The organism is Pseudarthrobacter sp. B907 (assembly GCF_040137805.1).
Lineage (GTDB): Bacteria > Actinomycetota > Actinomycetes > Actinomycetales > Micrococcaceae > Arthrobacter.
The window spans coordinates 92,030-108,558 of sequence record NZ_JBEEQE010000002.1; the positions used below are offsets into that span (position 1 = coordinate 92,030).

Genomic DNA, 16,529 nt, shown 5'->3' on the forward strand with positions numbered 1-16,529 from the left:
CGGGGCCGCGCCGGACTGTGTTGGGACGGTGTCGGTTGCTTAGGGAACCATCCAGCCCAGCACCGGGGTGGACTGCAAGACAATAAGGATGGTCAGGAATGCCAGCAGTCCCAGGCTCCAGCCGATGAGCTTCCGGAACAGGACGCTCTCGGCCCCGTCCAGGCCCACTGCAGCCGAGGCAACGGCCAGGTTCTGCAGGGACAGCATCTTTCCGAGGACCCCGGCAGAGGAGTTGGACGCCGCCATCAGGGTCGGCGACAGGCCCGTTTGCTGGGCCGCGGTCACCTGCAGCTGGCCGAACAGTGAGTTGGACGAGGTGTCCGAGCCCGTGAGCGCAACACCGATCCACCCCAGCAGCGGGGACAGGAAAGCGAAGAAGCCTCCGGCGGACGCCAGCGCAATGCCGAGCGAGTTGGTCTGCCCCGAGACGTTCATAACAAACGCCAGGGCCAGCACCGAGGTAACGGAGACGATGGTCCAGCGCAGCTGGAACAGCGTGTCGCGGTAGATGCGGAGACCGCGCAGGGGTGCCAGCTTGTACAGCGCCATGGTGATGATGCCCGAGATCAGCAGCAGCGTGCCGGTGGCCTTGAGGTGGTCAAGCTTGAATTTGTGGGCGGCAACCGGTTTCCCGTTGGGATCCACCGCGTCCAGGCCGGGCCATTCGAACGTCACCGAACCCACTGCTGAGAGCCAGTTCTTCACACCCGGAAGCTGGGCGATCGAGAACACCGCCATGATGATCAGATAGGGGGCAATCGCCATCCACACTTCGCCGTTGGAAGGCCTGACCGCGGCGTCGCTGCGCTCCCCGGATGTGCCCGCCTGCGCGGGCGCACCCTTGCGGCTCACGCCGCCGAGGCCGGAGGACGTTCCGTAGCCAGTACCGGACTTCGCACCGACGCTGGCCAGTTCGGCGTCGGCGGTCTCGCTGTCGGCGACGTCGTGCATTCCGATGATCTGCGCCGGCTGCCAGTACTTCAGCATGACCAGCACCACCGCCACGGTGGCAATGGCGGCGACGACGTCGGTGAGCTCCACAACCAGGAAGTTCGAGGCAACGAACTGCGCCAGGCCGAAGACGATGCCCGAGACCACGGCCACCGGCCAGGTTTGCCGGACGCCGCGCTTGCCGTCGACGATGAAGACCAGGATGAGCGGGACGATGACCGCGACAAAGGGCGTCTGGCGGCCGGCCATGGAGCTGAGGTCGTGAAGGGGGATGCCGGTGACACCGTTAAGGGCGATGATCGGCGCGGCCATCGCTCCGAAAGCCACGGGGGCGGTATTGGCCAGCAGCGCCACGATGGCCGACTTCAATGGTTTCATGCCGGCCGCCATGAGCATGGCGCCCGAAATTGCCACCGGGGCGCCGAACCCCGCCAGGGCCTCCAGCAGCGCCCCGAAACAGAACGCGATCAGGATCGCCAGGATGCGCAGGTCGTTGGAGATGGAGCGGATGGTCCGGCCCAGTACCTCGAACCACGGGGTATCCACCGTGAGCTTATAGACCCAAAGCGCGTTGATGAGGATCCAGAGGATCGGGAAGATGGCATAGAAGGCGCCCTGGCCGGCGGCGCTGAGGACCTGGCCAAAGGGCATCTGCCAGCCCACGACCGCGAGGACAATGGACAGCAGCAGGCTCGCGATAGCAGCCTTGGGGGCCTTGACCCGGAAGACGCCCAGCAGGACAAACAGGAGCAGCAGCGGCAGGGCGGCAACCACGGCTGACATGGCAAGGGAACCCGCTATCGGGTCGATGACTTGCTGGAACGGCTCAAACCTGGGACTCACAAAAACTCCTTTGTTTTCTCCGAGCTATCGGTGGGCACTGCGTGGCAGCATGGCGGCAATCCGCTCAGCCTGCGGATTGATTTCCGCATAGTGGAATATATCTTTTGTTCAGTGATATTCAGTGACTGAGAGTATGTGCGATCCACGTCACAGTCAACCGTCCGCCCGGCGCGCCGCTGCGCCGTGCCGGGGGCCGCAAACGCCGTTGACAGGCAGCAATCGGGCTAGGTAGGTTTTATATATTGGTATTTAACTTCCACAATATGAAATTTGATCTTGAGAGGTGGCCGGTATGCCGAATCACGTGGAGACAAACGGGCTGAACGTCGCCGAGGAGCTCTACGCCTTCGTCCGGGACGAAGCGTTGCCGGGGACGGGAATCGAAGCGGAGGCATTCTGGGCCGGCGCCGCCGAGCTCATCTCCGAGTTCTCGCCGAAGGTGCAGGAACTGCTGGACATCCGTGACCGGACCCAGCAGCAGATTGACGAGTACCACCGTTCCCGGGGCGCGGCGCCGGTGGACCCGGAGGAGTACGAGGATTTTCTTCGCTCGATCGGCTACCTGGTCGAGGAACCCGGGGACTTCACTATCTCGACTGAGCGGGTGGACCCCGAGATCGCGACCGTCTCCGGAGCGCAGCTGGTGGTCCCGCTGTTGAACGCGCGGTTCGCGGCCAACGCCGCCAACGCCCGGTGGGGCTCGCTCTACGATGCGCTGTACGGCACCGACGTCATCGACGACGCGGACGGGCGCGGGCACACCAGCGGTTACAACCCGGTTCGCGGTGCCGCCGTTGTCGCCCGCGGGCGGCAGTTCCTGGACGAGACCACCCCGCTGGCGGGCGCATCGCACACAGATGTCACCGCATACCGGATCGCCGACGGCGCCCTCCTGGCAGAGACTCCGGACGGCGCGAAGCCGCTGGCGGATCCGGCCCAGTTCGCCGGCTTCAGGGGATCCGCTGACGCACCCGAGTCCGTGCTCCTCGTACACCACGGGCTGCACGTGGAGATCCAGATTGACCGCAGCCACGCCATCGGCTCAGGCGACCCTGCCGGCGTCAAGGACATCGTGCTGGAATCCGCCATCACCACCATCATGGACCTCGAGGACTCCGTCGCGGCGGTCGATGCCGGCGACAAGGTCGAGGGCTACCGCAACTGGCTGCAGCTGATGCAGGGCACCCTGAGCGCCGACGTCGAGAAGGGCGGACGCACGTACACCCGGCGCCTCAACGCCGACCGCGTCTACACGGCACCCGACGGCTCGGAGCTGACCCTGCCCGGCCGCTCGCTGCTGCTCATCCGCCAGGTGGGCCACCTCATGACCAGCGACGCCGTGCTCGACGCCGCCGGAGCACCGGTGCCAGAGGAAATCCTGGACGCCCTGTTTACCAGCCTCGGTTCCGTGCATGACCTCCGCGGTCCGCACGCCGGCCGGAACTCCCGTGCCGGATCGGTGTACATCGTGAAGCCGAAGATGCACGGCCCGGGCGAGGTGGCCGTGGCCTGCGCGCTGCTGGCCGGCACCGAGTCCGTGCTGGGGCTCGAACCGCTGACCCTCAAGATCGGCATCATGGATGAGGAGCGCCGCACTTCGGCCAACCTGAAAGCGTGCATCTGGGAGGCGCGGGAACGGGTGGCGTTCATCAATACGGGCTTCCTGGACCGTACCGGCGATGAGATCCACACCTCGATGCTGGCCGGTCCCATGGTCCGCAAGGCCGACATGCGCAACTCCAGCTGGATCAAGGCCTACGAGGACGCCAACGTCGATATCGGACTGGAGTGCGGCTTCAGCGGGCGCGCCCAGATCGGCAAGGGCATGTGGGCGGCCCCGGACAACATGGCCGACATGCTCCAGCAGAAGATCGCCCACCCGCTCGCGGGCGCCGACTGCGCCTGGGTCCCCTCGCCCACCGCCGCGACACTGCACGCCATCCACTACCACCAGGTCGACGTGGACGCCCGGCAGGCTGAACTCGCCGGGAAGCGCCGTTCGACACTGCGGCAGCTGCTGACCATCCCGGTCGGCGATCCTGCCGGGTGGGACGCCGACGCCCGGCGCAACGAGCTGGACAATAACATCCAGAGCAGCCTCGGGTATATCGTCCGCTGGGTGAACGACGGCGTCGGGTGCTCCAAGGTCCCCGACATCAACGGCACGGCGCTGATGGAGGACCGCGCTACCTGCCGGATCAGCTCACAGCACGTGGCCAACTGGCTCCAGCACGGCGTCGTGACCCCGGAGGAAGTGGAGGCATCCCTGCGGCGCATGGCCGCCGTCGTCGACGAACAGAACGCCTCAGACCCCGGCTACACGCCCATGTCCCCCGCGTTCGACGGCGAAGCCTTCCTCGCCGCCCGCGAGCTCGTGCTTGAGGGAGCCGCCCAGCCATCCGGCTACACCGAGCCGGTCCTGCACCGGCGCCGCGCCGCGCACAAGAACACCGAGAATCTGGCAAGGAACGCATCATGAACCTGACACTGGAATCCGCACAGTCCATCATCAGCGACGCCTTCGCGGCCGGGGCGCAGCACGGCTTCAAACCGCTGACCGTGGTGGTCCTCGACGCCGGAGGCCACGTGATCGCCGCCGCGCGCCAGGACGGCGCCTCGAACAACCGCTTTGAGATTGCGCAGGGCAAGGCCTACGGGGCGCTGGCCCTAGGGATGGGTTCGCGCGCCATCATGGAGCGGGCCGAGCAACAGGCCTACTTCATCGCTGCGGTGACCGCCGCCGTGGGCGGCCGGCTCATCCCGGTGCCCGGCGGCGTGCTGGTCCGGGGGCAGGACGGCACGGTCCTGGGTGCTGTCGGCATCACCGGCGACACCTCGGACAATGATGAGACGGCGGCGACGACGGCGATTGAGGCCGCCGGCCTGACGGCCCAGGCCGCCTGACCCCGGGCCGCTCCCCTCGATCATCTTTTGGGATCGAGGGGGGTGGACCGTCGCCACGCCTCTGGTTTTCGGGTGTATCGGGATGTATCGTTAAGTATCGTTCGTGATCCACCGAGGAGAACAACATGCGCAATTCACACCCGATGGGCGGCTTCGGCGGCCCCAACATGGACAACATGTGGCAGGCCGTCGAAGATCTGCGTTCAAGGTTCGAGAAGCGCGCGGGCACCCGCGCCGGGCGGGGCGAGGTGCGGTCGGCCGTGCTCGCCCTGCTCGCCGAACGGCCGATGCACGGCTACCAGATCATCCGGGAAATCGAGGAACGCAGCAACGGCAGCTGGAAACCCAGCGCCGGCTCCGTCTACCCCACGCTGCAGCTGCTGGCCGACGAGGGACTGATCCGGGCCGAAGAGTCCAATGGCCGCAAAATCTACTCGCTGACCGACGCCGGGCGCGAAGAGGTAGCGCAGGCCGACGCGTCAGCGCCCTGGGAGGAAACGGGCCCCGCCTCCGGCCCGGGCTTCGCGGCCCTCCCCAAGGCCGGCGTCGAGCTTGCGCAGGCCGCGGCGCAGGTGGGCCGCACCGGCTCTCCGGAGCAGGTGAAGCAGGCCGTGGCGGTGCTCGACGAGGCACGCCGCCGGCTGTATTCGATCCTCGCCCAGGACTGACGGGGGTGCCGGCGGCCGATCGGGCCCGGGCGGCTCCGGTGCCAGGCGCCGGGAACACCCGCGCCCGCTACCGCCGCATCCTGCGCTTCGCCGCGTGGCACCTCGCGGTCACCTGGTGGTTCGAGCTGCTCCTCCCCCGTGTCGGGCTGGGCGGACTTGCCGGGCGCACGCGGACCAAGCGGATGCAGAACTTCGCCAGGCGCTTCCACGTGCTGGCGGTGGAACTGGGCGGCCTGATGATCAAGGTGGGCCAGTTCCTGTCTTCCCGGCTGGATGTGCTCCCGCCCGAGATCACCAAGGAGTTGGAGGGGCTGCAGGACGAGGTCCCTCCCGTCCGCTTTCCGGCCATCCGCGCCCTCGCCGAAGTGGAGCTCGGTGCGCCGCTGGAGCAGGTTTTCGCCTCGTTCGAGGAGACGCCCATCGCCGCGGCCTCCCTCGGGCAGGCGCACCGGGCGCAGCTCCTGCCCGCCAATGCCGCGGACGCCGGGCTCCACAGCGTGGTCGTGAAGGTGCAGCGTCCGGGCATCGAGGAGATCGTCGACGTCGACCTGGCGGCGCTGCGTAAGGTGGGCGGCTGGCTCAGCCACGTGCGCCTGGTCTCCGCCCGCGCGGACATGCCCGCCCTGGTCGAGGAGTTTGCCCAGACCAGTTTCGAGGAGATCGATTATTTGCATGAGGCGGGGAACGCGGAGCGCTTCGCCGCCGATTTCGCCGACGACGACCGGGTGGATGTGCCCGTCGTCGCCTGGGAATGGAGCACCCGCCGGGTCCTGGTGCTCGAGGACGTAGCGGCGATCAAAATCACGGATGCGGTGGCCCTTCGTGCGGCCGGCATCGATCCGGCCCAGGTGGCTCCGGTCTTCGCATCGGTGATGTTCGACCAGCTGTTCACCAACGGCTTTTTCCACGCCGACCCGCACCCCGGCAACATCTTTGTCACCCCGGTGCCCGGTGCTTCCGCCGGGCATCCCTGGAAGCTGACGTTCATCGACTTCGGCATGATGGGCGAAGTTCCGCCGGGCACGAGGCGGGGTCTGCGGAAGCTGCTGATCGCGGCCGCCTCGCGTGACGGCAAGGGCCTGGTCGGCGCGATCAGCGACGTGGGAGTGCTGGTCCCGTCGGCCGACAGGGCGGAGCTTGAGCGGGCGATGACGCAGCTCTTCGACCGCTTTGGCGGAATGGGCTTCGCCCAGCTGCGCGAGGTGAACCAGCGGGAGTTCCTGGAGTTCGCCGTCGAGTTCGGGGACCTGGTGCGCTCGCTGCCGTTCCAGTTGCCGGAGAACTTCCTGCTCATCATCCGGGCCATGTCGCTGACCTCGGGGGTGTGCAGTTCGCTGGATGAGGAGTTCAATCTCTGGGACTCGGTCGAACCCTATGCGGCGCGCCTGCTCCGTGACGAACGCGGCAACGTGGTGCAGGACGTTGCCCAGCAGGCGCTCGACGCCGCCGGGACCGCGCTGCGCCTGCCGAAACGCCTGGACGGCCTGGTCACCCGGATCGAGGAGGGTTCACTGGCCGTAGCCAATCCGCGGCTCGAACGCCAGCTGGCGCAGCTGGACCGCTCGGTGCAGCGGACGGCCTCGGCGCTGGTCTTCGGCGCCCTGCTGATCGCCGGGTCCGTGTTGCGGGCGGACGACGCCGTCCTCGGCAGCGTGCTGATGATCGCGTCGGTGGTCCCGCTGCTGCACGGGCTCTGGGTGGGGCGCCGCGGCCTGTGATCAGTACTCGCCCTTGATCACGAAGTAGGACCCGCGGATCACGCCGGCCAGCTTCGATTTCTGCCGGGCGAATTTGAAAGCTGCCAGTTCCTCCGGGACCTCCATGCCATCGGACAGTTTGAAGCCGACGGCCCGCTTCCCGCCGTCCTGGATGCTGGACATAACGTTGATGGACAGTCCGGACTCGTAGAAGACGTAGTCCATCCGTAAGCCGTCCACCTCGAAGCTGGTGGCTTCGAGCGGCCGCGAGCCGATGACGATGCCGCGCTCCTTCCGGAGGATGCGGCTCACCCGGTCCACGACCTCCGGAACCTCGCCGGCCGGGCTCACGGTAAAGACGTGGTCATATTTGTTGCGGTAGTAGCGGGCCTCGTTGGCGCGCAGTCCGGCCAGCGCCCCGGCAACCGGGGACGTTTCCAGGCCCACGGTGGCAACGTTCTGGAAATCAACGACGTACGGCATGCGCCCTCCCGGGATAGACGTGTGGTGGACCAACAATAACGTGGCGGCGCTCTGCCGGCCCGAAAGGGCCCCTCCCTTCGACTCTGTCCGACTCCGGTGCCCGCCCCTACAATGGCGCTATGGCAGTTCCGGAATATGGAAAAGTACCGCAGCCCGTCGGTGGCGGGGCTCCGAAGGCGCTCGTTCTCTCCGCCGATAAGTTTGAAGATCTGGAGTTGTACGTCCCGGTCTTCCGCCTTGTCGAGGCGGGGTGGACGGTCGATATCGCCGCCCCGGAAGAGGGCCGGATCACCGGCGAAAGCAACTGGTACTACGTCATCGCCAACAAGCGCATCGACGACGTCGACCCTGACGAGTACGACCTTCTCTTCATCCCCGGCGGCAAACCGGATGGTGCACCGACCACGGTGAGGAACAACAGCCGGGCAGTGGACATCGTCCGTTCGTTCTTTGCCGGCAACAAACCGGTCGCCGCGATCTGCCATGGACCGTATCTCCTGGTTTCCGCGGACCTTGTGAAAGGCAGGCGGCTAACCTCCTATTGGGGCGACGGCGTTCCGGAGGAGATCACCAGTGCCGGCGGGATCTGGGAGGATGCGGACGTTGTGGTCGATGGAAATCTCGTCACCTCTCGATGGCCGATGGACCTGGCAGCGTTCTCACGCGAAATGATGAAGTTGGTTGGCAACCGCGCCTGACTGGAAGGGCGCCGTCACCAGCCGCCGCGCGTGGGTGTATGCCCATTTCGGGCATCGTCGGGCATGGCCATCTCGGCCCGCAGCCCCAGGAGCCGGACCGGACGGCCCGCCTCGATTGCCGCGGCCAGGTCAACGGCCCGCGCGAGGACTTCGTTCCGGTCGAAGGTCTCCGGAATCTTCCGCGCATGGGTGGTGGTTAGGAACGGCGCGTACCGGATCTTCAGGGTCAGCCCAATCACGGGCCGGCCCTCTGCGGCAACATCCTCAAGGACCCGCGCTGCCAGCTCCCGGACGGCGTCGTTCACCTGCGCGGGGTCGGTCAGGTCGTGTTGAAAGGTGGTCTCGCGGCTGTGCCCGCGGGCAACCCACGGGGTGTCGTCCACAACGCTGGTGCCGTCCCCGCGTCCGAGTTCCGCGTACCAGGGGCCCATCCGTGGTCCGAACTCCGGGACCAGGTTTTGGGGGTCGGCCGCGGCGAGCTCGGCGACGGTACTGATGCCGATTTTGGCCAGCCGTGCGGAGACTTTGGTTCCGACGCCCCACAGCTCCCTGGTGGGCCGGGCGCCCATGACCTCGAGCCAGTTCCCGGCCGTGAGCCGGAAGACCCCGGCCGGTTTGCCGAATCCGGTGGCCACCTTGGCCCGGACCAGGGTGTCGCCGATGCCGACGCTGCAGTGCAGCAGCGTGCGCTCCAGGACGGCGGCCTGAACCTGCCGGGCGTAGGACTCGGGATCCGCCGTCTCGATGCCAACGAAGGCCTCGTCCCAGCCCAGCATCTGGACTGTCGCACCGGGCTGGGCTCGCAGGGTCGCCATCACCGTCTCAGAGGCGGCGAGGTATGCCGCCTGATCGACGGGCAGGATCACGGCGTCGGGCACTTTGCGGGCCGCCACCCGCAGGGGCATTCCGGAACCCACACCGAACGCCCTGGCTTCGTAGGAGGCGGTCGACACCACGGCCCGCTCGGAGGGGTCGCCCCGGCCTCCGACAATGATGGGCCTGCCCGCAAGTTCCGGCCGCCGCAGCACTTCGACCGCCGCGATGAACTGGTCGAGGTCGACGTGCAGCACCCACCGGATTCCGCTCACGCCACCAGCCTGCCCTATTAGCGGGTGCGACGGGTGAAGACCATATGGACGACGCCCGCCGGGGACGGAGTCGTTTCGATGTCGAAGCGCTGTTCGAGTCCCTCGAGGGAATCCCAGAGCCGTTCACCCCGGCCCAGGATGATCGGTACGACGACGATGTGCATGTGGTCGATCAGATCGGCCTCGAGGAACTGCCGGACCGTGCTGACGCCGCCGCCGATCCGGACGTCGAGGTCACCGGCCAGGGCCCGCGCTTGCTTGAGCGCGGTGACAGGCTCGGCGTCGACGAAGTGAAAGGTTGTTCCACCCTCCATCTCCAGGGTCGGCCGGGGATGGTGGGTCAGGACGACCACCGGGGTGTGGAAGACAGGGTTGTCGCCCCACCACCCCTTCCATTCCTCGTCCGCCCAGGGGCCCCGCTGCGGTCCGAATTTGTTCCGGCCCATGATCTCCACACCGACCCCGGGGCCCCAGCCGCTCGCAAACGCCTCGTCGACGCCGAACGATCCCTCCGACTCTCCGTGGAAGCCCATCTGGCGGAAGGTGCGTGTCTCGAAGGCCCACTCCATCAGCCGCGAGCCTGCATGGCCGAACGGCGCGTCGAGTTGCTGGCCCTCGCCGGTGCCGAAGCCGTCGAGGGAGATCGAGAAGTTGTGCACGCGGACGAGGGACATATCAGCTCCTGGGGTGCTTGTAGGTTGCAGTTACCTTATGGTGATTGCACCCGGCGACTCAAGAGGTTCCCGTCTTGGCGGCGTAGTCGGCCGCCTGGTCCCGCACCTGGCGCACGTAGGACCCGGACTGGTTGTAGGAGTAGACGGCGTCGGTCCAGCCTTGCGCGGTGGAAAGGTCACGGCCGTGGGCGCACAGATAGGCCGCCGCGCTAAGCGCGGCGTCGTCGATATTGAACGGGTCAGCTGTTCCGTCGCCGTTCCCGTCCCGGCCCGCGAGCTGCCAGGTGGAGGGGATGAACTGCATGGGTCCGACGGCGTGGTCCCAGCGGGCGTCGCCGTCGAGGGCTCCGGCGTCGGTGTCGGCGATGGCGGCGAACCCGGCGCCGTTGAGGCTCGGGCCCACGATCGGACCGCTAGCTTCGCCGTTTGCGTTGAGGCTGCCGCCGCCGTAGCTTCCGTGGGCCGTTTCAACAAAGCCGATGGCGGCCACGGTGTTCCAGCCGATCCCGCACTTTGGAGCGGAATCGTTGGCCGTGGCCGCTGCGGCAACGTAGGCCCGGAGCGCGCGGGCCGGAATCCCGGTCTGCCCGGCCGCCCGGATCAGCCACTCGGCATCAGTGCTGGGGGTCACGTTCACGGCGGTGGTGAGGCCTGCGGAAGATGCGGCGAGTTTCGCCCCCGCCCGCGGCGGCGGAGCCAGTGCCCCGCTGGCGTCGGCACCGGGCTGGCGGACAGCCCAGAATGAGAACGCCGTGATGACGCATAGCGCGAACAGGCCGAAGACCAAGAGACGTTTGAGGCGGAGCACCGACTAATCAAACCATCCAGGTTCGGTGGCCGGTAACCGGCGGCCCTGCGGTCAGCAGGCCAGCGTTACCGGCGGACGGCAGCGCGCCGGCGGCCGGCGTCGCCGCTCATCTGCGCGTAGGACTTCTCCGGATTCCGGGCGCAGTCAGCGACCAGCCCGCGGTTCACGACCTCGGCCAGCAGCACCGGGAGGCGGTAGTCGGCGGTGTCCTCCAGTGCCAGTTTCAGGTACCGGGCGGCAAATCCGGACTTGCCTTTGAGCCATTCCAGCCAACCGATGAGGCAGAGCATCGGGGCGCGCTGTCCTTCGCTTGTGGCCTTCATCAGTTCGAAGGCGACTTCCTGGGCGGTGTCCACACGGGCCCAGTCCGGACGGCCCTCGAACAGTCCAAGCATGACAAACCGGAATGGATCCGATGCACCGGTAATGACATCAGTCATGAGACAGTCCCTGATAACGGGGTGCTGAAATCCCGCCGCGAGTTCCTCCGCGGTCTGGGCGGTCAGGGTGGCGGGCGTCCGCAGAACCTGTGCCCACTGCTCCCGGCTACTTGCCAGCCCGGCGGCCCATCTATCCGGGCGGGAATCCGCGCTGGCGACGCCGGATCCGTTGTTCCCGGTGAACGGTGCCGGTGCGGTGACTCCCGTGGTGTTGCTTGCGGCGCGGATCGGGCCGGCGTGTCCGGCGCTGGTGATGACCGGGTCCAGCGGCCCCTCGGTCCGAGAGTCCAGGTCGGGGCGGAGGTAGTTCATCCAGGCTTCGGAAGCGACCAACCATGCGTCCGGGAGCGGCATTTCCGCGGTGACCAGCTCGCCAATCAGTGCCGCGACGTGATCGGCATGCGGACGGCGGCGGTTTGAGCTGGCTGCGTCGTGGCCCTGGTGGCTGGCCGGTATCCGGGCGAAGGCCGGCGGGTTGGTGCCGAACCGCGCGCCCACGCGGAGCGTGAGGCCGGGCCGGTTTCCCTGCATGGTCAGCACGTGGCGGTATAGCTAACACTCATCACAAGAAGCGTCCACCCTTGGGTTGCGTTTATGGCTGGCCGGCGCCGCTTGGGGACAGGCACCGGCCAGCGCCTATGTCGGAAGCCCGGCCGCCAGCACTGGTGGGGGTCCAGGCTACAGCGGCGCTTCCGGAGCAGTAATCGTTGAGCAACCCCGAAAGGTTACGCCCCAATCGGAAATTCTTTTTCCGCCTACGCAAGCGATACCCATCCGCTGGCACGCTGGCCCCATCTGCCCCGGCTCCGGCAGCGCCATGCACCCCGCTGTGTCGTCCGACCGCGGAATCGGCCCTCGCTGGGAGTTCTTGTTTACCGGAGATTAACCCGATGCCCCTATGCTGGGGAAAACCGCCGTCATCGGGAAGGGCCCGTCCAACCGCCGCGCCCCGCCCCCGGCGGAGCAGTGTCGGGCCCAGGCCGCACGTGCGAAATTCAAGCTATAAAGATCGGACAATTGCTGTGACCGGGATCCCGAATCGGAGATCGTTCCTACTGGCTGCTGCCTCTTTGGCCCTGGCCGGCTGCGCGCCCGCCAGCCAAGAAATTGGGGCACACCGGACCCCGGGGACGGACGGTGCCGCTCCGCACACCCCCGGCGGGGCATCCCTCGCTGATGGCGGGGAATTAGGAATCGACACGGCCGCTGCTCCGGCCATCCCCGCAGACTTACACCCGGCGGACCTTCCGGCGCCGCCAGCGACAATGCCGACCCGCGCCGACGTGACAACTGCGTTCGCCGGACACGCGCCTAAGTACTGGGGGCTGGAAGCACCCGGGGTACTTAGCCGGTTGCCAGCCACGGCCCCCGGGGTGGCGCTGACGATTGATTTTTGCGGAGGCCCCAACGGCACTGGAGCCGATCTCGCCCTCCTGGCCCTTCTGCGGCAACAGCAGGTCCCCGCCACCTTGTTCCTTAACTGGCGATGGATCACCGCCAACCCCTCCCTGGCCAAGGACCTGGCCGCCGACCCGCTCTTCGAATTCGCCAACCACGGCACCACCCACCGGCCCCTGTCCGTCACGGGCCGGAGCGCCTACGGGATCACCGGCACCGCGAACCCCGGCGAGGTCTACGACGAGATCATGACCAACGACGCCCGCCTCACCGAACTGACCGGACACCGCCCCCGCTACTTCAGACCCGGAACCGCCTACCTGGACGAAGTCGCCGCCGACATCGTCCGCTCGCTGGGCCTTGTGCCGGTCGGCTTCAGCGTTAACGGCGACGGCGGCGCCACCTTCCCCGCCCCGACGGTCACCCGCGAGGTCTCCCGCGCACACACCGGCGACATCGTCATCTTGCACGGCAACCGCCCCGGCGGCGGTACCGCCGCCGGCCTCGTGCGCGCCCTGGCGGCAATGAAGGACCGCGGCGAAACCTTCCGGCCCCTTCCCAAGGAGACTAGCTAGCTGAGCCCAAGGCATGGCGGTCCTCCCACACTGTGGCATGCACTTACCGGGCCACACATAGGGGGAGGGCCCCCAAGGCCCTCCCCCTATGTCGGTTGCTAGCGGCCGAACCGGTCCTGCCCGTCACGGTGCTCCCGCTCCCGCCCGTCACGGGCCGGGTAGCCCGGGCGGCTGTCACTGGCGTGTTCGGAGGCTTCGCTGTCTGCCGAAACGGCGTCCTCGTCGTCGGACTTGCTCGCGACAGGTGCTGGCACTTCCGGCGTAGCCGGAACAGGCTTCACCTCGTCCGTGTCCGTTTCGTCCTCCGGGGCTTCCGCCGCCTCTCCCTCTGCCTTCCCGTCATCACGCACTGCGGGCTCCTCAGGCGCCGGCCCCTCGCTGGCAGGAGGCGCCGCAGCCGGGGCTGAAGCCGTCGGAGCAGGTGCCGGGGTCCCGGGGGCGGACGGGCTGGCCGTCGGCGGCTCTGATGGTGCCCCTGTCGGGGAGCCGGACGGCGACGGGGAGGTGACGGCCGGCGACGTGTCGACCGAGGTGATGGTTGTGAACGCGGCGGCGCCACCGCCGAGGGCGATCGCGCCCGCGGCGGTGAAGGTGATGACGGTCTTGCTCGCGGCAAGCGCTGTCAGAATAGGCATGGAGACCTCCGGAATTTCTCGTCTTGATTGCTCATTGGATATTTCTCGGATTGGGCTGCGGCTGCCTCACCGCATGTTCGAACTGCTTGAACACCCAGGTACAACGTAGGCATACCGGCCGGTAGTTTTCAGTGTTCCTTCGGCAATACTGAGCGACTGTTCACTTTGGGTTTACCCGAGGGAAAGAGTTTTCGGCGTAGGGAGCTTTTCCGGCACCCGCAGTGAGGACCGCCGGGGTGTCCACCTGGTGGAACCCCGGGGCCGTCCGGGCCCCTTCATGGGCCAGGGAACCATGACCCCATGGGCGCCGTCACCACCGCCGGCTGGCTCGCCCAGCTCACAATACCCAGTACACCCCGTGCCGCCGTCGGGAATCGCTATACTCGATTTGTCCCCCGCTGGGGAGGATTTGAACTTGATGCTTTGGAGGCGGATATGGACGAGAATTTGGCGCGAGTTTGGGTTGCTTCCGCAGACAGTGAGTCAGCGGACTTTGCGGCGGACCAAGCGAGGATGGACCTGCACGATGCAATGACCGAGGCCTTGGAGGACGGCGCCGATCCGCAAAGTGTCTGGGCAGCCTCCAACGCCACTGACTCTGACATGATGCGCGACCAAGTCCGGGTGGACGGGCCCGAGTCGGCATAGAACGTGCGGCCGCCATGGCACCTGCCATGACCCGCGCCTGCCCGTGAAATCTGCCACAGTTCTAAGCGTCCCCGACGCGGGCGCCGGCCTCGTCGGGCCGGCCGGGCCAGACGCGATCCGCCAGTCCGAGGACCGGTAAAAGGGCCGGGTTGTCCGAGGCCCCGCGCCAGGCCATGCGCAGGTAGATCGGCAGGGTCTCGTCGAGCACCCGCAGGAAGCGCACATGCGGGTCCGTCACGTTCTCCGCCACCGAAGAAACCGTGAGCGAGCACCCGACTTCGGCTCCGACCAGGGCCATCGCGGTCCAGGAATCTGGGGCCCGTTGCACGATGTCGGGATCGAACCCGGCTCCAAGGCTGAGTCTGCGCAGCCGGTCGCCAAGGACAGAGCCCTCGTGCGGGGGAAGCGCCACGAACGGCTCTCCGGCAAATTCGGCCAGCTGCACTTCCTCGTGCCCGGCCAGCCGGTGGGATGCCGGGACCGCCATCACCAGATGTTCTTCCACGATGATGCGCGACTGAACGCCAGCAGGAACGAAATCCCACCGGCCGAGGCTGATGTCCACGTCGCTCCGCAGAACCCGGGCGAGAGCCGGCAGGGCGAAGTCCTGGCTGTCCAGGCGGAATTCGATGCCCGGGTAAACTTTCCGGACTTCCCGGGCGAGCACTCCCACAAGTACGTGGGTTGATGCACCGGCGTAGGCCAGCTTGACCGTCCCCACCTCCCCGCGGCCGGCGGCGTGCGCGCTGGCCCTGGCACGGTCCGCTGCGGCGAGGACCTCCCGGGCGGTTGGCATCAGGGCCGCTCCGGCGGCAGTCAACTGGACACTGCGGGTGCTGCGGACAAAGAGGTCGGTGCCGAGGTCGCGCTCCAACTGCCGGACCATGCGGCTGACCGGCGGTTGCGCCAGATGGAGCCGCTCCGCCGCCCGCCCAAAATGCAACTCCTCCGCCACGGCGAGGAACACGCGCAATTGTATGTGACGGCCGCCACAGCGTCTGGGTTAACGCTAGATGCGCTGCGCAGAGGGCAGTGTTCCGATGTGAAACACCGGCCATCAAGTCCCGCTGACACGCAATTAGCGCGTCTTCACGGACTCCTGCAGGTGCGTTTCGAGAACGTCGCGGACCGAGGTCCATGCGTGGGGCCCGTAGCGGTCGTTGTCGACGTGCCGGAGTTGGGCTTCGCCGCTGAACATGCTGACGAAGTACTGCATGCCCTGCCAGGCGGGGAAGGCCTCGCCTTTGTCTTTGGACAAGCGGCGGCCGATCTTGCTCATCGCCAGCAGGGTCCCCGCCGTTCCCGCCCACTGCGGTGAAAAGGATGTTCCGGTGAGCTCGGTCATGGTTTGGGCGATGGTGCGGGCGGTGACGCGGTCCCCGGCGACTTCGACCACCCGGGGCGCGTCCGCATCGAGGGCCACCAGCGCGACGACGCGAGCGACGTCGTCCTTGGTGGTGAAGTCAAGGACTTGGTCCGGTGAGGACCAGTACAGGACCCGGTGGCGGGAGAAGAGGATCATCGGCGCCTGCCCGGTGAGCATGTCCGTGAACGCGCCGTTGAGCACGGACGTCACGCGAAGGGGTGCGGCGTCAAGGTCCGCGGCGAACTCGCGCCGCAGCTCGAAGTTGCGGTTGCTGCCGGGGGTGATCCGGCGGAAGTCGGCGGAGTAGTCCGACGGGATGAACCGTGCCACACCGGCGTCGACGGCGGCGGCGAGAAGTGCACGCTGGACGTCGACGATGACCGGACGGGCGCCGCTGACGGCGGAGACGACGGTGTCGACGCCGGACAACGCGGAGACGAGGGCGGGAGCGTCCGTGTAGTCGACCTCATGGATCTCCACGCGGTCCTGCCCGCCATAGATTCCGTGGGCTTTGCCGCTGCCGGGGCGGGTCAGGACCCGGACGAGGGTGTCGTGCCGGTGGAGCTCGCCAACAATGCGTTGGCCGAGGTCACCGGTGGCTCCGGCGACGAGGACGGTGCTGGTCATGGTGCGCTCTTCCCGGTGAAGTTGTT

The 16,529-nt window shown here is 67.4% G+C and carries 16 protein-coding genes; 7 read left to right on the forward strand and 9 right to left on the reverse strand.

Annotated features, from left to right (window positions below):
- Positions 1-39: 39 nt before the first annotated feature.
- Positions 40-1,734: an L-lactate permease gene (locus ABLI39_RS02005; protein ID WP_349411897.1), complete on the reverse strand. Its 1,695-nt coding sequence runs from the start codon at positions 1,732-1,734 to the stop codon at positions 40-42.
- Positions 1,735-2,086: 352 nt separating this feature from the next.
- Between ABLI39_RS02005 and ABLI39_RS02010 the strand changes: the two genes are divergently transcribed.
- The 4 genes from ABLI39_RS02010 (at position 2,087) to ABLI39_RS02025 (ending at position 7,084) form a co-directional block, all read left to right on the forward strand.
- Complete coding sequence (locus ABLI39_RS02010; RefSeq protein WP_349411692.1) at positions 2,087-4,273, forward strand: malate synthase G; 2,187 nt, start codon at positions 2,087-2,089, stop codon at positions 4,271-4,273.
- On the forward strand, positions 4,270-4,698 hold the full coding sequence (locus ABLI39_RS02015; RefSeq protein WP_349411693.1) for a GlcG/HbpS family heme-binding protein: 429 nt from the start codon (positions 4,270-4,272) through the stop codon (positions 4,696-4,698). The genes ABLI39_RS02010 and ABLI39_RS02015 overlap by 4 nt, the downstream gene beginning before the upstream one ends.
- A 125-nt stretch (positions 4,699-4,823) precedes the next feature.
- Complete coding sequence (locus ABLI39_RS02020; RefSeq protein ID WP_349411695.1) at positions 4,824-5,366, forward strand: PadR family transcriptional regulator; 543 nt, start codon at positions 4,824-4,826, stop codon at positions 5,364-5,366.
- Between the two features lie 182 nt (positions 5,367-5,548).
- Positions 5,549-7,084, forward strand: a complete 1,536-nt coding sequence (locus ABLI39_RS02025) for an ABC1 kinase family protein (protein ID WP_349411898.1) — start codon at positions 5,549-5,551, stop codon at positions 7,082-7,084.
- Here ABLI39_RS02025 and ABLI39_RS02030 read toward each other — a convergent pair whose 3' ends face one another.
- Positions 7,085-7,546: a DUF8821 family protein gene (locus ABLI39_RS02030; RefSeq protein WP_349411697.1), complete on the reverse strand. Its 462-nt coding sequence runs from the start codon at positions 7,544-7,546 to the stop codon at positions 7,085-7,087.
- Between the two features lie 119 nt (positions 7,547-7,665).
- On the opposite strand from ABLI39_RS02030, the gene ABLI39_RS02035 reads away from it, so the two are divergent.
- Complete coding sequence (locus tag ABLI39_RS02035) at positions 7,666-8,244, forward strand: type 1 glutamine amidotransferase domain-containing protein (protein WP_349411698.1); 579 nt, start codon at positions 7,666-7,668, stop codon at positions 8,242-8,244.
- Positions 8,245-8,258: 14 nt separating this feature from the next.
- On the opposite strand, the gene ABLI39_RS02040 is transcribed toward ABLI39_RS02035, so the two are convergent.
- The 4 genes from ABLI39_RS02040 to ABLI39_RS02055 form a co-directional block, all read right to left on the reverse strand.
- The gene (locus ABLI39_RS02040) at positions 8,259-9,332 is read right to left on the reverse strand and encodes a DNA polymerase IV (RefSeq protein ID WP_502935171.1); all 1,074 of its coding nucleotides are present in this window, start codon (positions 9,330-9,332) and stop codon (positions 8,259-8,261) included.
- Positions 9,333-9,349: 17 nt separating this feature from the next.
- The gene (locus ABLI39_RS02045) at positions 9,350-10,006 is read right to left on the reverse strand and encodes a dihydrofolate reductase family protein (RefSeq protein WP_349411699.1); all 657 of its coding nucleotides are present in this window, start codon (positions 10,004-10,006) and stop codon (positions 9,350-9,352) included.
- A gap of 58 nt (positions 10,007-10,064) precedes the next feature.
- The gene (locus tag ABLI39_RS02050; protein WP_349411700.1) at positions 10,065-10,814 is read right to left on the reverse strand and encodes a lytic transglycosylase domain-containing protein; all 750 of its coding nucleotides are present in this window, start codon (positions 10,812-10,814) and stop codon (positions 10,065-10,067) included.
- A gap of 65 nt (positions 10,815-10,879) precedes the next feature.
- Entirely contained in the window at positions 10,880-11,785 is a 906-nt protein-coding gene (locus ABLI39_RS02055; RefSeq protein WP_349411900.1) for a DUF4192 family protein, read from the reverse strand.
- Positions 11,786-12,606: 821 nt separating this feature from the next.
- On the opposite strand from ABLI39_RS02055, the gene ABLI39_RS02060 reads away from it, so the two are divergent.
- Positions 12,607-13,227 (forward strand): polysaccharide deacetylase family protein, encoded by a 621-nt coding sequence (locus ABLI39_RS02060; RefSeq protein ID WP_349411701.1) that lies wholly within the window; start codon positions 12,607-12,609, stop codon positions 13,225-13,227.
- Positions 13,228-13,325: 98 nt separating this feature from the next.
- On the opposite strand, the gene ABLI39_RS02065 is transcribed toward ABLI39_RS02060, so the two are convergent.
- Complete coding sequence (locus ABLI39_RS02065; protein WP_349411702.1) at positions 13,326-13,862, reverse strand: hypothetical protein; 537 nt, start codon at positions 13,860-13,862, stop codon at positions 13,326-13,328.
- Between the two features lie 513 nt (positions 13,863-14,375).
- Between ABLI39_RS02065 and ABLI39_RS02070 the strand changes: the two genes are divergently transcribed.
- The gene (locus ABLI39_RS02070; RefSeq protein ID WP_349411704.1) at positions 14,376-14,510 is read left to right on the forward strand and encodes a hypothetical protein; all 135 of its coding nucleotides are present in this window, start codon (positions 14,376-14,378) and stop codon (positions 14,508-14,510) included.
- Positions 14,511-14,571: 61 nt separating this feature from the next.
- Here ABLI39_RS02070 and ABLI39_RS02075 read toward each other — a convergent pair whose 3' ends face one another.
- Positions 14,572-15,477 carry a LysR substrate-binding domain-containing protein gene (locus ABLI39_RS02075; protein ID WP_349411705.1) on the reverse strand — a complete coding sequence of 302 codons (906 nt, stop codon included), beginning with the start codon at positions 15,475-15,477 and terminating at the stop codon, positions 14,572-14,574.
- Positions 15,478-15,588: 111 nt separating this feature from the next.
- A complete protein-coding gene (locus tag ABLI39_RS02080; RefSeq protein WP_349411706.1) occupies positions 15,589-16,503 on the reverse strand; it encodes an NmrA family NAD(P)-binding protein in 915 nt (304 codons plus the stop codon).
- Between the last annotated feature and the right edge of the window lie 26 nt (positions 16,504-16,529).

Coding starts and splice junctions, on each gene's coding strand:
- ABLI39_RS02005 (WP_349411897.1), bottom strand. CDS start 1,734: ATGTCAGCCGTGGTTGCCGCCCTGCCGCTGCTGCTCCTGTTTGTCCTG.
- ABLI39_RS02010 (WP_349411692.1), top strand. CDS start 2,087: ATGCCGAATCACGTGGAGACAAACGGGCTGAACGTCGCCGAGGAGCTC.
- ABLI39_RS02015 (WP_349411693.1), top strand. CDS start 4,270: ATGAACCTGACACTGGAATCCGCACAGTCCATCATCAGCGACGCCTTC.
- ABLI39_RS02020 (WP_349411695.1), top strand. CDS start 4,824: ATGCGCAATTCACACCCGATGGGCGGCTTCGGCGGCCCCAACATGGAC.
- ABLI39_RS02025 (WP_349411898.1), top strand. CDS start 5,549: ATGCAGAACTTCGCCAGGCGCTTCCACGTGCTGGCGGTGGAACTGGGC.
- ABLI39_RS02030 (WP_349411697.1), bottom strand. CDS start 7,546: ATGCCGTACGTCGTTGATTTCCAGAACGTTGCCACCGTGGGCCTGGAA.
- ABLI39_RS02035 (WP_349411698.1), top strand. CDS start 7,666: ATGGCAGTTCCGGAATATGGAAAAGTACCGCAGCCCGTCGGTGGCGGG.
- ABLI39_RS02045 (WP_349411699.1), bottom strand. CDS start 10,006: ATGTCCCTCGTCCGCGTGCACAACTTCTCGATCTCCCTCGACGGCTTC.
- ABLI39_RS02055 (WP_349411900.1), bottom strand. CDS start 11,785: ATGCAGGGAAACCGGCCCGGCCTCACGCTCCGCGTGGGCGCGCGGTTC.
- ABLI39_RS02065 (WP_349411702.1), bottom strand. CDS start 13,862: ATGCCTATTCTGACAGCGCTTGCCGCGAGCAAGACCGTCATCACCTTC.
- ABLI39_RS02070 (WP_349411704.1), top strand. CDS start 14,376: ATGGACCTGCACGATGCAATGACCGAGGCCTTGGAGGACGGCGCCGAT.
- ABLI39_RS02080 (WP_349411706.1), bottom strand. CDS start 16,503: ATGACCAGCACCGTCCTCGTCGCCGGAGCCACCGGTGACCTCGGCCAA.